The following is a 14,102-nucleotide window of genomic DNA, read 5'->3' on the forward strand; positions in this document are numbered from 1 at the left end:
ACTATTTTTCGTCTTTGCCTATTTTGTCTTTTAGCTTCCATCGCTTGAGAAGTACCATTGTTGAATATCTTTTTAGATGGTATTTTTCCGGTTCTCCTATCAGGAAGCCAAAGGCCTTCATGGAAGGAATGGCATCGAATAATACTTTAATAACTGCGGTTAATGGTAAAGCCAATATCAAGCCCGCTAAGCCAAATAACATACCTCCGAGTAGAATGGCAATTACAGCCATTAGTGGATTAATACTCACTTTGCCGCCGACTATATTAGGAGTAATGACATTCCCCTCTAAAAATTGAACAACCTGAAACCAGGCTATTATGCCTACAGCATACCAATAGCTGTCTTTAGTTGCGAGGGCAAATATGGCCGGTAATATAGACCCCAAGGCAATTCCAATATAAGGCAATAACATTAACAGCGAAGCTAAGGTGCCGAAGAACCATGCATATTGGATGCCCATGATCATCAGTCCTATTGTGTTTAAAATCGCCACAATTGCCATTACAGTAATCAGACCCAATAGATAGCTTTGAACAACGTCGTAAATACGGTTAAGTGTTTCATGCACTTTGTCCTGCGGTGTACTACTAAAAGCGTGGAAAAAAAATTCTCGGAAAAAGTCTCTGTAATAGAGAAGAAAAAAGGAAAAAAGGGGAACAATGACAAGGCCCGCTAAGATACCACCTACTGAACCAAAAGCAGCAGAAAGGTAAACGCCGGCGTTCGACAAGGCCCTATTTGATAGCTCCTTTATTCTCGCAGTAATTTCACCTGGCTCAACACCAAATTTAGCCGTTATCCAGTGTTGGATGGTGTTGAATATCGTTAAGAATTTGCGTTGAAGATTGGTTCCATCATGGCCGATAACGATTACTTGATGTACAATAAACCAAATGAGCCCCGCAATGATCAGTATAGCCAATATGACCGCTAGAATAGAAGAAAGCGCTCGATGCATATTGAGTTTTTCCAGAAATCTGGCAACAGGATAAAGTGAAATGGAAATCAGAATAGAAAACATTAACGGAACAAGCACGCTCTGCAAAAAATAAAGCACAGCGATAATTAGCACCAATGAAAGTAAACTGGCGGCCAATTCGAAAGAATAGGGCTTTTTGTCTGTAGGATTTAACATGTAAACATCTATCTCAAGGCAATCCAAGACTTAACAAAGACGTTATAGCAATTGTTTCAAAAAAACTACGCTGTGCTCTAAATTAACCTTAACTTCGCTGCATTTTGTAGGGAATTAATTCAACCACTTAGCTAATTAAGTCGAAAAACATGGCCGAATGGCTGACTATTTTTAGAGAACAATTAATCCAAACACCGCTGATTCAATGGTTTGGAGTCCTTTTCGGAGTGGCGGAGGTCTTCTTGGCCCGCTATAATAAGGTAGCGCTATATCCCTGTGGTATTATTAGCATTCTGATCACACTCATTGTTTTGTACGAGGCAGGTCTTTATGCAGAGATTTTACTCAACCTCTACTATCTTGTGATGAGCCTTTACGGGTGGTATTATTGGCTTAGAAAAGGGGATAGTAAAGAAGTGCCAATTACCACCTGTTCCGGGCGTGATTGGTGGGTGGTTTTCAGTTTCCTGTTTGTTGGGACACCCGTTTTATACAATGTGCTTTTTTATTTTACAGATTCTACGGTTCCGCTATGGGACACTTGGGTAACAGTAACGGCATGGGCTGGCATGTGGTTATTGGCTAAGCGCAAGCTGGAGAATTGGCTGCTTCTCAACATAAGCAATGCTTTTGCTGTCCCACTTTATATTCACAAAAACCTTTTTCTTTACGCTATTTTAACACTCTTCTTGTTTGTCGTTGCCGTTTTTGGTTATTTCGCTTGGCGAAGGTCGATGCGGACGGCGCTTAATAAATAAAAGGAATGAAGCTTCTTCAACAACTAAAAGATTTAACAGATGAATTAAGAAATGAAAGTTTGCATGCCGAGCTAAAAAACTGTTTAACAAAAGAACAGCTCGGGTTGATTTACGAAAACAAGCTGTTTAATCTTTTTGTTCCGAAGGAGTACGGCGGACTCGATTTGTCGTTACCTGAAGCGCTTCAGGTAGAGGAGTTGCTGGCAGAGATAGATGGAAGTCTCGGATGGACGGTTACGTTGTGCAGCGGCGCTAATATGTTTGTAGGCTTTCTCGATCAAGAAATTGCTCCCTCGATATTCCGTCCTAAAGAAGTATGTTTCGGCGGTAGCGGACAAGCGAGCGGACGCGCAGAGATCTTTAAGGAAGGCTTTTTAGTGACCGGTAGATGGCGTTATGCGACAGGCGCTCCCCACAATACAGTTTTCACTGCCAATTGCCAGATTTACTTGAACGGTGAACCCGTACTGAGCCATACGAATGAGCCTCTTATTAAGTCTTTTTTCTTTTTTAAAGAAGAGGTGACCGTATTAAATGAATGGAATACGATGGGATTGAAAGCAACTGCGAGTCATAGTTTTGAAGTAAACAATTTATTCGTCGATAAAAACAGATCGTTCCGCATTGATCCGGAGAGTGCTACTTTGAACCAACAAATTTACCGCTATCCATTTCAACAGTTTGCCGAGCTTACCTTATGTATTAACACCTTGGGCATGACCACCCGATTTCTTGATCTCTGTGTGCCGATCCTTAACGCAAGGTTCAATGTGAGAGACGGGATGGAAAGGGATGTGGTGTTGCATCAATATCTGTCAAAAGCAAAACGAGAAATGGCCGATCTAAGGCGTTTAATTTATGAGGTAGCAGCAGCCACCTGGAAACAATTGGGTGAAAGAGACAGTATCGAGCCTTCTTTGCTTAATGAGATCAGTAAATACAGCCGACGACTAGTCAGAACTGCCCAGCATTGGGTTTGTCTTTTGTATCCTTATTGCGGTATGAAAGCCGCTAATCCAATGGAAGAAATCAATCGGGTGTGGCGCGACTTGTTCACGGCGAGCCAGCACAGCTTGTTGGCCGTGCCCGATGAATTCGATAACTGAAATGTCACTCCCAGCATGTCATTTTGGCCATTTGGCTCCGAGCATCTTTCGAATATTAAAGCTCGCTATGTTTTGTACGTCTATCTCTTTTTCAATACCAGGTAAAGCCCAATTATTACAGAAGAAATGCCAAAAATGGTATAACCGTCAATCGGTTCATCCATTAATATCCAAGCCAATAAAAAGCCGAATATAGGGCATAAAAAGAGCCAAAACGAAGCCTTCACCGCGTCCTGTTTTATTAAGTACAGCCACATTTGAACGGCTCCGATAGAAACGATAAATGCCAGCCAAGATACAGAAGCGAAAAAGGTGCCATTAAAGTGGTTCAGTGAGCTATCATAATACACCAACATAAAGGGAACCAGCAATAATCCGCCCAACACGGTTTGCCAGCCATTTATCGTCAGGACATGCAGATTTTGCCAGTTCTTTCTCGAAAAATAAATAGAGCCGACGGAATAAGACAGCATGCTCAATAACAGCAAAAAGAGACCTAGGGGAGATGCATAGCTTTTTAAAAGCAGTGGATAGGCGGCAACAAGGATGCCGAGCAAACATAAAAGAAGACTTATAACAGCTGTAATACTTGTTTTCTGTCGATAGAAAAGAGCCGAAATGACACTTACAAATACCGGGCTTACTGCAGGAAATAGTGAGCCCAGACCAGCTGATACGTGTTGCATTGCCAGTACATATAAACCTAAATAAATTCCAATGTTCAGGACGCCATAAATCAATAGTTGTTTCCATTCATGTTTCGCCGGTAAGCGATGTTTTAGCATAAAATGAGAAACACATAACATCACGCTGCCACCCAGTGCAAACCTGGCAATAGCCAAAACAAAGGGTTGAGAAGCTGCTAGTCCCCATTTTGTGGCAACTGATGCCGACGACCATAGAATTGCGAAGCTTACACCAATCAGTACGTAGCTTGTTTTATTGATTATCAAGGTTTTTTTCTTTTATGTTTATTCCTTAATCTGTAATTGCACTTGGCAAACTCGTATGAATCAGTGCGGCTGTTGCAGGTATATATTACGGAAGCTCGCTATGCTGACCTTTGTAATAAAGCAAACCGATGACGATGGCTATACCGAAACTAAGCAGCGTCCCAATTAAGACATATTCGGTGAGCCTTCTGTCGTCACCTTGTTTTAGGTCGCCAAATCGAAAGATCGACTTGGCTGCCAATAGAAAGCCGATCGCTTCAAACTTTCCTATAATGACGAAGATGAAAATGAGTAAACGTTCCAGATAACCAATCCATTTCCCGGCATTTTGCAGGGAGTTATTGGAAGGCGTTTCTTCATGCGGACTCCATTTAGAGATGGCTGTCTTAATGAGAATGGAGCAAGGCTTTGTCAGCAACAGCAGACAACAATACAGCAACAGTTGCTGTGGGTGATAAAGATCTTTCAACGAAGATATATGTTCATACCCGCTATGAACGGTTACCACTCCTACAATTACCAATAGATGTAATAGCTGATCGATTATCAGTGCTTCGACCTGCCATCTTTTTTGTTGAAAATACAATTTCGCCAAATCAATTAAGTAATGACTTAGACCAATCAATAGTGCGTAAGGCCAAAAGTTGAGGTCGAACGTTGCCAACATGGCGAGTATAACATGCAGCAAACAGTGAAAATACAAATAGGGAGATTTTATTTTCCGATTCTCTTTCGACTGTACACCGCGGTTACTTTGCAAAAAGAAGTCGCCGACTAAATGGGCCAACAGCAATTTTAAAAAAAGTTCCATTGTATTTTATTAAAGTAACTTCAGTCGTTTCATGAACAACTCGATAAGATCCAAGACTTCCGTTAAATTCGCCCGGTTGAACCTTTCGCTTACCGAAGATTGGCCTATGCCAAGCATTGCGCCCAATTCCTTTTGTGATATTCCTTGATTTTCGAAAACTGCCTTTACCAGCATAGCAGAATTAGGCGTCCAGCTATCAATAAAAGTCAACGCGAGTCTAAAAAAAAGATTGAAGTCCTCGTCAAAAGAAGCATTTCCGGTTCTGATAGCCAAGGTCTGTTTATGCTTCTTTAATAATTCAAATTGATCGCCGGAAAAAAAGTAAGCGTCTCCATAAGATTCTACAACGCGCTCGCCTGCAAAACTCTTCTTCCCAATTCCGATCGCGATCCGCGCATCTAAGCCTTTGACAGTTTTTAGACAGGCTTTTATGTACAGTGCCGATTTCAACGCCAGTGTTGGATTTGCTAATTCCACTTGGAAGCTGTCGCCTCTAAAAATCTCCCAGTTTGCTTTGTCACCGGCTGTCTCGGTCAAACTTTGCCGAAGCAGCGTATTCCATTCCTGTGGAGACTTTGCTTTGCGCGAATTAATGATGTCGCCTGTCAAAACTGCAATCATGATAGCAATATCGGATTTAAATCCGATATTCGAAAATATCTGGTAAATAATCGATGAAGATTTCTTCCTCGCGTCAAAATCGTCTATTTTTATCTTATAAATATAATGTCAAATGAAAATATTAAACACATTCGTTTTTTTTGGATTAGTATTGGCAGCCTGCAGTCGGCCGTCAATAACAGAAGAAGAGGCGTTTAAACTGATTGCAGCCAGTAAAGGATACCCTCAAATGTTGAGCTATCAAGTTTACACCAAGGATGCCGAAGACGGTAGGCTCATAATGGATGCCGGCTTAGTAAAAGAGGGCTTGGCCACCGTTGCCCGCGATCACAAGACGGGTGAGAACCAAAAACCGATCATTGAATTTACCGAGGCCGGCAAAGCGTTCTTATTACCCGCTGATAAGGGACAGTTAAGTTCAGTGCAAAAGGTGAAAATAGCGGAAGAAGTGATTGATTCTATTGTTGCTATCCAGATAAACGAGCAACAGAAGACCGCAGTTGTAACCTATACGTCTAAATATACAAACGTTAACCCCTTTTCTAGACTTGATAAAAAAGACTATACCCAGGTGAAAAAGCATGAGGTCACTCTGTTGTACACTAAGGACGGTTGGACCCTGAAATGATATTAACCGAATAGGCGTTAACTATTAATATATTCTTAAACCACACTTCAATGGAATTAAGAAAAGTTCCAAAAAGCAGCGCTCCATTATGTTAGTATTTTATAAATATGAAAAAAAAAATAGAATTATGAAATCCTTTTGGACTTTCGTTATATTTGTAGTCCTATGTCTAGGCCATCCGGCCACTTTTTTTTAATAATAACGAAGGCCTCCAATCTCCTTGGAGGCCTTTCAATAATGCTTGCATTATACGCAGGATGTCTCAAAGCACCTTGCTTACATGGGATCTTAGTACGTCAGCTTCCCGCCATTAAATCGCGAATTACGACCGATGCAACGGCCGCTCCGAAAGTAGCCGGGATATAAGACATGGTGCCATAAGCCGATTTCTTGTAATTACTTCCATCTGTATAAATCAATGAGTTCTTATCGGGAAGCTCCGATGAAAAAACCACCTTAATTCCCCTGTAAATTTTGTGCTTTTTTAGTTTTTTCCGAATGTGCTGTGCCAAAGGACAATTGTAGGTTTTTGAAATGTCTACCACTTCCAACTTTGTAGGGTCTACTTTTCCGCCGGCTCCCATTGAGCTAACAAACGGAATTCGTTTCGCATGTGCCTGCCGAATAAAGGAGAGTTTCGGTGTTATACTGTCGATAGCATCAACTGCGTAGTTAGGCTTCATATTGATTAAAGATTCAATGCGTTCGGGGGTCATAAAATCATTAACCACATGTAGTTTCAACTCGGGGTTGATGGCCAGCAAACGGGTTGCCATGAGTTCAGCTTTCGACTGGCCATGTGTCGTAGCCAATGCGGGGAGCTGTCTGTTTCTATTACTGGGATCTACTACATCTCCATCGATGATCGTCATTTCTCCAACACCGCCTCTGCACAAAAACTCAGCGGCGAACGAGCCAACACCTCCTAAACCCAATACCATTACATGGCTATTAATCAGTTTAGTTAAATTCTCCTTACCTATCAGAACTTCCGTTCTTGATAACCAAGCTACATCTTGCATCTATTTTACTTATTATTAAATTGTTTTCTTCTTTATTCGGTTATAGTTCATTTGGAGCTGTTTGATCAACTTGTCCATTGGTATCCCCAGCACGTAAGAAACTTTTTCGTAAACTGCTTCTATTTTCCGTTCGGTGTCGTCTGTTTCCAAGAAGAGTTGCGAGGGCGGGCATAGTTTTAAAGATTCAAGGTTTTGCTCAGCAATTATAGCATGTCCGAAGGATAAATAATATCCCTTTTCTATCAGTGATTGAGCAACGCTTGTTTTTTTATTAAAACCATGAAATATTACCGGAACGTTGTTGGCCATTTTTTGAAGGCATTGTACCACCTCACCGTAGGCTTTTACGCAGTGGACGATTAAGGGCTTACCCACCTGGTTCGCAATTGCTATTTGTTTCAAAAACACGTTTTCCTGCAAAAACCAGGCGGTTTTACACAATTTGTCCAAACCACATTCGCCTATTGCAAAGACCTCCTTGTTTACGGCATATCTTATTAAATCGTCCAATTGTTGTCCGATTTCGTCAGGGGATAAGAACCAAGGATGTATGCCGATAGAACAGGGATCGAACTTTGTACACTGCCTGTAGTCTTCTGCTATATTAACAACACGTAAAGTATTGTCCTGTTGGCTGGAATGGGTATGAATGTTGATGAACCTTTGCAAAGACTTAAAAAATGATTCTTACAAAACACCTTCTCCATCATCGTCAACCTCGCCGGAGGAGGCTAATACGTTTCCTGCGCCGACATGGAGGGAGGCCAACACTTCCTGTTCTTTTGCAACTACGGCTTTAAATGCAGATAAAAATTGCGCTGGAAGAGGGGTAGTCTCTCTGAAGTTCTGTTTCAAAGCGTCTACTTGTTTTCCATTCTTCCAAAATCGATAACAGACATGCGGCCCGGTCGCCAACCCAGTACTCCCAACATAACCTATTACTTGTCCCTGTTGAACACGTTGGCCCGAACGGACTGCCCGCTTGCTCATATGCAGATACTGTGTGGTGTAGGTTCCATTATGTTTTATTTTGACGTAATTGCCGTTAAATTTACTGAAGGCTGAGGCAACAACCACTCCGTTACCGGTTGCGATAATCGGTGTACCGTTTGGAGCTGCATAATCGGTTCCTAAATGCGCTTTCCACACTTTTTGTACCGGGTGGAGCCGCCTCTTGGTATATCGAGAGGTTATCCGACTAAATTTTAACGGCGCTTTTAAAAAAGCCCTTCTTACGCTGTTACCTTCTTCATCATAATATTCGCCTTTAGTCGTACTGTCGCGCTGAAAATAGAAGGCTGAAAGTTCTTTTCCCTTATGGGAAAACACGGCCGAAACAATGTGGCCTGCATCGACAGGTTTGTCGTCTACGTATTGCCTTTCATATTGGATTTTAAACCAGTCGTTTTCTCCAATAGCATAAAAGTCGACCGCCCATCCATAAATCTCAGCCAGTTTAATAGCTAAAAGGGGGTCTGCGCCGTTTCGTTGAAGCGCTTCGTAAAGAGAATGGCTGATGTCGCTCGCAACAGTTTCTGTCCGAACCGTCACCTCTTTTTTGCCGGCATATACATTTAAGGTGTCTCTCAGGTCGTAAACGATGTAATCTATCGGATTGGGTTGGTAGACGAAGTATGCGGCTTTTTCCGGGTTGCCTTTGTAAGTGAAAACAGTATAGGGATTTCCCGCAGATATCTTACGTACGTTGAATATTGCTTTGGACTTATCCACTAACTTGCTAATGGAAACCGGATCGACTTGGTATGCGGATAGAATGTTGGACAAGAACTGATTTTTTTGAACTTTATTGTGATGAACCTCAAAAGAATCTATCGCTATGTTAAATTGTTTAGGAGGCGCAACCGGCGTCGTTTTTTCGACCTTCGCCGGCGCAACCGGCGACTTCCTAAAAGAAGATCTATTGATTTCGAAACCAGAAAAGAAAACGATACCTGATCCTAATACAATCAATAACACTATAAGAATCTTAACGGTATACTTGTTGAACTTCATATTGTATGGTTTGGGCGATTTACTGTTATGTATCAAAATTTGTGCACTAAAATCTAAATAATGTATTAGAATAACAAAAAAAGAACGATTTTATTGTGCAAGGAATTAAAATTTTCTTGATATGGCGAACACCGAATCTTGGACGCCAGAAAGTGGTATGGAAATTGTAACTAAAAGATTATCAGTATTATCTGTTAAAGTATGCAATTATTAATTAGCACCTATCGTTATGGAGATTACAACTACCACAGTACATCAGCTTAAATGGGATTTTCCAGACACAAACGAATTCCATGCTGTTATTACGAATGGAAAAATAACAGCACTTCATTTTAAGGATGTCGGAGATCTTACAAATAGTGAGCTTTGTTCTACAAATGAAAAATATTTAAGAAATATTCATAAAGCGTTGAAAGGATTGTTTCAACAGCTGGATTCAATACGAAACGTAGGGAATGTACAAACTGTAGAGGAAGTTGAAGAAGAGGCCGAACTGTTAAATCAGTTTAAGCGCCAAATGAAATCGCTGGCATACGAGAGAGATCGGGTTTAAGTGGAAGTCGCTACCTATTAACTGCCAAACAATAAACCCGTAGATGACGCGTTCTTAAAAAGAAGTAAATGCTTTCGCGTTGTTTGCTCGCCGCGCGACTTTAAAAAACGTAAGTTTCACAAAGGAATTGTGAAACTTACGGGTGCTCTATGTAAAACTCTTAGTTTTATAATTGATTAGTTGAACAAATGTACTATTTAAAAAGGGAAGGAGGAAAAATATTTTAAAATTAAGTAAGTAAACACTCACCTTTTAGCGGATGGGCTGAATTTACTCCAAGTTATACTTTTCTTTAATGAGCGCTGCCACCTCGTCCATGTTGGCGATATCGCCCGTTGCTTCTTTTTTCCAAAGTGTATCTATCAGTAAAAGAAGGAACTGTGTCTCCAATGCTGGATTCTCCATTCCGAGTTCGGTGAATGCCTTGTTAACAACGGTATCTACCGGCTTCATAAACAATATATGTTGCTGTTTTGAAAACTCATGATGAGCAAGCCGTTCCTGCAATTTCCAAAAAAGTGGCTCTTCACTTACTAATTTCTTGGGTAAATCAATCATATACCGCAGAAACGACTTAGGATCGTGATAAGTCAACATTCCTTTGTTTTGTGCCAGCACTCTCCGATATCCGGATTTAATGAGATGAAAGAGCAACTTGTCTTTATTCTCAAAATGTTTAAAGATAAGCGCCTCTGACACGTTCGCCTCTTTGGCAATTAATTTAGTAGATGTATCGGCATAACCTTTAACGGAAAACAGCAAAAGTGCGGCCTCCATTATCTTTTCTCTTCTATTAGCGCCCTGTTTCTTCATAAAGCAATATCCAATGCTCGGGTATTTGAATATTTACAAAGATATATTCTTTCACATATTTATTCAGCTTTATTAAAGGAAGCGCTAGGTGGCAAAGGTGATCTATATCATTAAAATATTTAAAAATTAACGGTAACTTTAACAGCAAGTAATTGTTTCTTGTTAAAATAAAGATCATGAATATTTTAGTGCCGACCGATTTTTCAGCAAATTCCCTTGCCGGTATCTATTTTGCTATGCACTTGGCAGATCAAATTACCGGTCCGTCGCATTTGCAGTTTGTATATGTTGACTATCTGCCTAAGGTGTTCGCCGATGAGGATACACTCCATAAGCAAATTGATGCGGCAGATCCAGAGCAATCGGAATATCAGAAGAAGCTCGCCGAATTTGTTTTAGACTTATATAATAAAATCGGTATCTCCCCTAAAGCGTACTCAATTGACGTCATCAGGGGAGTTAGAGCCGATAGCGCCTTGTTAAATTATTGTACGAAGAACAGAGATTTCGACTATATATGCATGAGCTCGAAGGGTGCTGGCAGTATCGATCGACTTTTCGGAACCAATACCGGAAATCTTGTCACGAAATCCGAAATCCCCGTAATTGTAGTGCCCTTAGATTATACGGTTCAGCCTTTCACCAAAATAGTGTACGCATCAGATCTTCAAGATTTTGACTCCGAGATCGAACAAGTTATCGGTTTTTCCTCTGCGCTTAGAGCTTCCATAGAGGTGCTGCATTTTGTGCCGGATCTCGCGCTTATCCCAGATAGGTATAATCAGCAGCAGATCGATAATAAATACGATTACGGTATCACTTTTCATTTTGAAAAGACGAATCCGATTCACACACTCTTAAAGAACTTAAGAGATCAGTTAACCCGTATGAATCCGTCAGTTCTCATCTTGTTTACTAAAAGACACAAGTCTTTCTTTCACAAACTGTTTTTATCTGACCTCGCGGAAGATCTGGCTTTCCACGCTGTTGTACCGATGTTAGTCATTAATAAAACAAACAGCCGGGCATCCCTCCGATAAATAAATGCCATACTGAAATAATAATAACGGTATTACCATGGAAGCAACTGTTGTTAATGTCAAATAGATAAATAAACAAATAATATCTTGCCACTTTTTTGCCTATTGCAATAAAAAGATGTTAATTTGGCAATCCATAAGTAGCCTTATGGATCCCGGACAAATTTTAGCCTATAGGTACCATGGCATTTAGCTATAAGAGAGTTATTGTAAAGATAGGGTCGAATGTACTGACACAAGAAAACGGTTTGCCCGACCAGGCGCGTATACAGCAGCTGGTTGAACAGGTCGCCTATATAAAAAAACAGGGTATCGAACTGATCGTAGTATCCTCCGGTGCAGTGGCATCAGGCAGGAGTTTGCTATCGGTGAAGGAACATAAACAGTCGGTAGCTATGCGGCAAGTATTATCTGCCGTCGGACAGGTGAAGCTCATCAATACATATGCACAGCTATTTAGTGAACAGGAGATGCTTTGTGCGCAAGTTTTAGTAACGAAGGAGGATTTTCGCGATCGGGTACACTACTTAAATATGAAAAACTGCTTTCATTCATTACTACAAAACAATGTTATTCCTATTGTTAATGAAAATGATGTGGTTTCCGTGACTGAGCTCATGTTTACCGACAATGATGAACTGGCAGGTTTAATCGCCTCCATGCTGAGCGCTGATGCACTTATTATCCTATCCAATATAGACGGTATTTACAACGGCAACCCTACATTGCCTCAGACGCGCATCATCGAGCGAGTTCATCAAAATGAATACAACTTCTCAAATATTATCAAAGCCGAAAAATCTACTTTTGGACGAGGAGGTATGATTACAAAAGCGGCTATCGCAACAAAGACAGCTAAACTCGGTATAGCAGTACATATAACGAATGGTAAAAAGGACAATGTTTTGCGAGATTTACTGTTCGGAGAGCTGGTGCATACGCATTTTCTGCCGGAAAATCATAAGTCTGAAAGAAAAAGATGGATTGCCCATGCCGAAAGCGCTGCATTAGGTGCAGTTCAACTCAATAATGCGGCAAAAGAAGTGCTGACTTCGGGAAACGTGCGTAGCCTATTGCCCATTGGCGTTGTTGCTGTATCGGGCGACTTTAAAAAAGGGGACATGATCAAGATACTCGACGAGCGTGATCAAACAATCGGTTGGGGAATCGCTCAATACGGTGCTGATAAAGCGCGTGAGCGAATGGGCTTGAAAAATCAGAAACCGCTTGTTCATTATGATTATTTATATTCTATTTATTAGTTGTTTCGATGGAAATTAACGATTACGAGCACCCTTTTAGAGCGAAAGACAAATGCATACAGAGATGAATTACCTGCAGTACTTTGAGGACGCGAAGGAAGCGCAGCTAGAGATGCGTCGTTTATCAAACGAAAAAATCGACTTGATACTGGCGGATTTGGCACGTGAAATTCAAAGTAATGTCTCTTTTTTGCTGGAAGAGAATCAAAAGGATTTGGATAGGATGGCCAGCGATGACCCAAAATTCGACCGATTAGCACTGAGCGAGTCGCGGATCTTAGCTATTGCGTCTGACATAGCGAATGTAGTTAAATTGACGAACCCCGTGGGGAACATTATTGAAAGCCGAACACTCCCTAACGGGCTTCGGCTTGAGAAAATCAGGGTGCCGTTGGGTGTTGTAAGCATCATCTATGAGGCGCGGCCGAACGTTACGTTGGACGTATTTTCGCTATGTTTTAAAACCGGTAATGTGACTATCCTGAAGGGAGGAAGCGATGCTATATACTCTAATAGGGCGATTCTTAGTATTATACACACTGTACTCGAAAAGCATGGTATATCGTCGAAGGTCGTGATTTTATTACCTGCCGAACGCGAAGCAACCGAAGCTTTACTTCAAGCGGTTGGATATGTGGACGTGCTTATCCCTCGTGGTAGTCAGCAACTAATAAATTATGTACGTAAAGCAAGTAAGATTCCCGTTATTGAGACCGGTGCGGGAATCGTTCATGCTTATTTTGACAGTTCAGCCGATTTAGAAAAAGGGAAAGCCATCATTCATAACGCCAAGACCCGGAGGGTAAGCGTATGTAATGCGCTTGACTGCCTACTAATACATACAGATCGACTGACGGATCTACCTGCACTTGTCGAACCTTTATTGCATAACGACGTTGAACTCTTTGCAGACGAAGGGAGTTATCAACAGCTTGAAGGACGTTATCCCCCGCCTTTACTTCATCGGGCAGAGAAAAGTCATTTCGGAACGGAATTTCTTTCACTTAAATTAGCGGTAAAAGTGGTGCAGGATGTTAATGAAGCCATTGGCCATATCGCAGCATATAGCTCCAAGCACAGCGAAGCTATTATCTCCGAAGATACCGATACCATCGCGACGTTCCTGAACGCAGTAGACGCCGCAGCTGTATACGCTAATGCGTCGACCGCATTTACAGATGGCGCTCAGTTCGGTTTAGGTGCCGAAATAGGGATCAGTACGCAAAAGCTGCACGCGAGAGGCCCGATGGGACTGGCGGAGCTCACTTCTTATAAATGGCTTATTAGGGGCGCGGGCCAAACGAGGCCATGACCTGAATCTGTGAACGGTCGGTCTCTGCAACTATCGGTCAACATATAAAAAAGTTAATACGCACTTATTTGG

The 14,102-nt window shown here is 41.4% G+C and carries 15 protein-coding genes; 7 read left to right on the top strand and 8 right to left on the bottom strand.

All coding sequences use genetic code 11. From position 1 onward, the window contains the following. Position 1 precedes the first annotated feature (1 nt). Positions 2 to 1,138, bottom strand: a complete 1,137-nt coding sequence (locus EPX21_RS21175) for an AI-2E family transporter (RefSeq protein WP_134091726.1) — start codon at positions 1,136 to 1,138, stop codon at positions 2 to 4. A 149-nt stretch (positions 1,139 to 1,287) separates the two neighbouring features. Between EPX21_RS21175 and pnuC the strand changes: the two genes are divergently transcribed. Beyond that, a complete protein-coding gene (gene pnuC / locus EPX21_RS21180) occupies positions 1,288 to 1,896 on the top strand; it encodes a nicotinamide riboside transporter PnuC (RefSeq protein ID WP_134091728.1) in 609 nt (202 codons plus the stop codon). Positions 1,897 to 1,901: 5 nt separating this feature from the next. Beyond that, positions 1,902 to 3,002, top strand: coding sequence for an acyl-CoA dehydrogenase (locus EPX21_RS21185; protein WP_134091730.1), 1,101 nt, complete (start codon positions 1,902 to 1,904; stop codon positions 3,000 to 3,002). Positions 3,003 to 3,082: 80 nt separating this feature from the next. Here EPX21_RS21185 and EPX21_RS21190 read toward each other — a convergent pair whose 3' ends face one another. From EPX21_RS21190 to EPX21_RS21200, 3 genes are all read right to left on the bottom strand, one after another. Continuing rightward, on the bottom strand, positions 3,083 to 3,955 hold the full coding sequence (locus EPX21_RS21190; RefSeq protein WP_134091732.1) for a DMT family transporter: 873 nt from the start codon (positions 3,953 to 3,955) through the stop codon (positions 3,083 to 3,085). Positions 3,956 to 4,040: 85 nt separating this feature from the next. Then, positions 4,041 to 4,766 carry a DUF3307 domain-containing protein gene (locus EPX21_RS21195; RefSeq protein ID WP_134091734.1) on the bottom strand — a complete coding sequence of 242 codons (726 nt, stop codon included), beginning with the start codon at positions 4,764 to 4,766 and terminating at the stop codon, positions 4,041 to 4,043. 9 nt (positions 4,767 to 4,775) lie between these two features. Further along, positions 4,776 to 5,387 (bottom strand): helix-turn-helix transcriptional regulator, encoded by a 612-nt coding sequence (locus EPX21_RS21200; protein ID WP_134091737.1) that lies wholly within the window; start codon positions 5,385 to 5,387, stop codon positions 4,776 to 4,778. Positions 5,388 to 5,499: 112 nt separating this feature from the next. On the opposite strand from EPX21_RS21200, the gene EPX21_RS21205 reads away from it, so the two are divergent. Beyond that, positions 5,500 to 6,015 carry a hypothetical protein gene (locus EPX21_RS21205; protein WP_134091739.1) on the top strand — a complete coding sequence of 172 codons (516 nt, stop codon included), beginning with the start codon at positions 5,500 to 5,502 and terminating at the stop codon, positions 6,013 to 6,015. Between the two features lie 296 nt (positions 6,016 to 6,311). On the opposite strand, the gene EPX21_RS21210 is transcribed toward EPX21_RS21205, so the two are convergent. From EPX21_RS21210 to EPX21_RS21220, 3 genes are read right to left on the bottom strand one after another with little or no spacing between them, the layout of a single operon-like run. Further along, complete coding sequence (locus EPX21_RS21210) at positions 6,312 to 7,037, bottom strand: ThiF family adenylyltransferase (protein ID WP_134091741.1); 726 nt, start codon at positions 7,035 to 7,037, stop codon at positions 6,312 to 6,314. 15 nt (positions 7,038 to 7,052) lie between these two features. After that, positions 7,053 to 7,706 (bottom strand): TatD family hydrolase, encoded by a 654-nt coding sequence (locus tag EPX21_RS21215; protein ID WP_134091743.1) that lies wholly within the window; start codon positions 7,704 to 7,706, stop codon positions 7,053 to 7,055. Between the two features lie 18 nt (positions 7,707 to 7,724). After that, on the bottom strand, positions 7,725 to 9,050 hold the full coding sequence (locus EPX21_RS21220) for a M23 family metallopeptidase (RefSeq protein WP_134091745.1): 1,326 nt from the start codon (positions 9,048 to 9,050) through the stop codon (positions 7,725 to 7,727). 229 nt (positions 9,051 to 9,279) lie between these two features. Between EPX21_RS21220 and EPX21_RS21225 the strand changes: the two genes are divergently transcribed. Then, positions 9,280 to 9,603 carry a hypothetical protein gene (locus tag EPX21_RS21225; RefSeq protein WP_134091747.1) on the top strand — a complete coding sequence of 108 codons (324 nt, stop codon included), beginning with the start codon at positions 9,280 to 9,282 and terminating at the stop codon, positions 9,601 to 9,603. 270 nt (positions 9,604 to 9,873) lie between these two features. Here the strand turns inward: EPX21_RS21225 and EPX21_RS21230 are convergent, their stop codons facing one another. Continuing rightward, positions 9,874 to 10,416: a TetR/AcrR family transcriptional regulator gene (locus EPX21_RS21230; RefSeq protein ID WP_134091749.1), complete on the bottom strand. Its 543-nt coding sequence runs from the start codon at positions 10,414 to 10,416 to the stop codon at positions 9,874 to 9,876. A 176-nt stretch (positions 10,417 to 10,592) separates the two neighbouring features. On the opposite strand from EPX21_RS21230, the gene EPX21_RS21235 reads away from it, so the two are divergent. From EPX21_RS21235 to EPX21_RS21245, 3 genes are all read left to right on the top strand, one after another. Further along, positions 10,593 to 11,456, top strand: coding sequence for a universal stress protein (locus EPX21_RS21235; protein WP_134091751.1), 864 nt, complete (start codon positions 10,593 to 10,595; stop codon positions 11,454 to 11,456). Positions 11,457 to 11,638: 182 nt separating this feature from the next. Further along, positions 11,639 to 12,718 carry a glutamate 5-kinase gene (gene proB / locus EPX21_RS21240; protein WP_134091753.1) on the top strand — a complete coding sequence of 360 codons (1,080 nt, stop codon included), beginning with the start codon at positions 11,639 to 11,641 and terminating at the stop codon, positions 12,716 to 12,718. 52 nt (positions 12,719 to 12,770) lie between these two features. Next, positions 12,771 to 14,030 carry a glutamate-5-semialdehyde dehydrogenase gene (locus EPX21_RS21245; RefSeq protein WP_240768754.1) on the top strand — a complete coding sequence of 420 codons (1,260 nt, stop codon included), beginning with the start codon at positions 12,771 to 12,773 and terminating at the stop codon, positions 14,028 to 14,030. The last annotated feature ends 72 nt before the right edge of the window (positions 14,031 to 14,102 follow it).

The organism is Olivibacter sp. XZL3, assembly GCF_004368405.1.
In the GTDB taxonomy this organism is placed as follows: domain Bacteria; phylum Bacteroidota; class Bacteroidia; order Sphingobacteriales; family Sphingobacteriaceae; genus Olivibacter.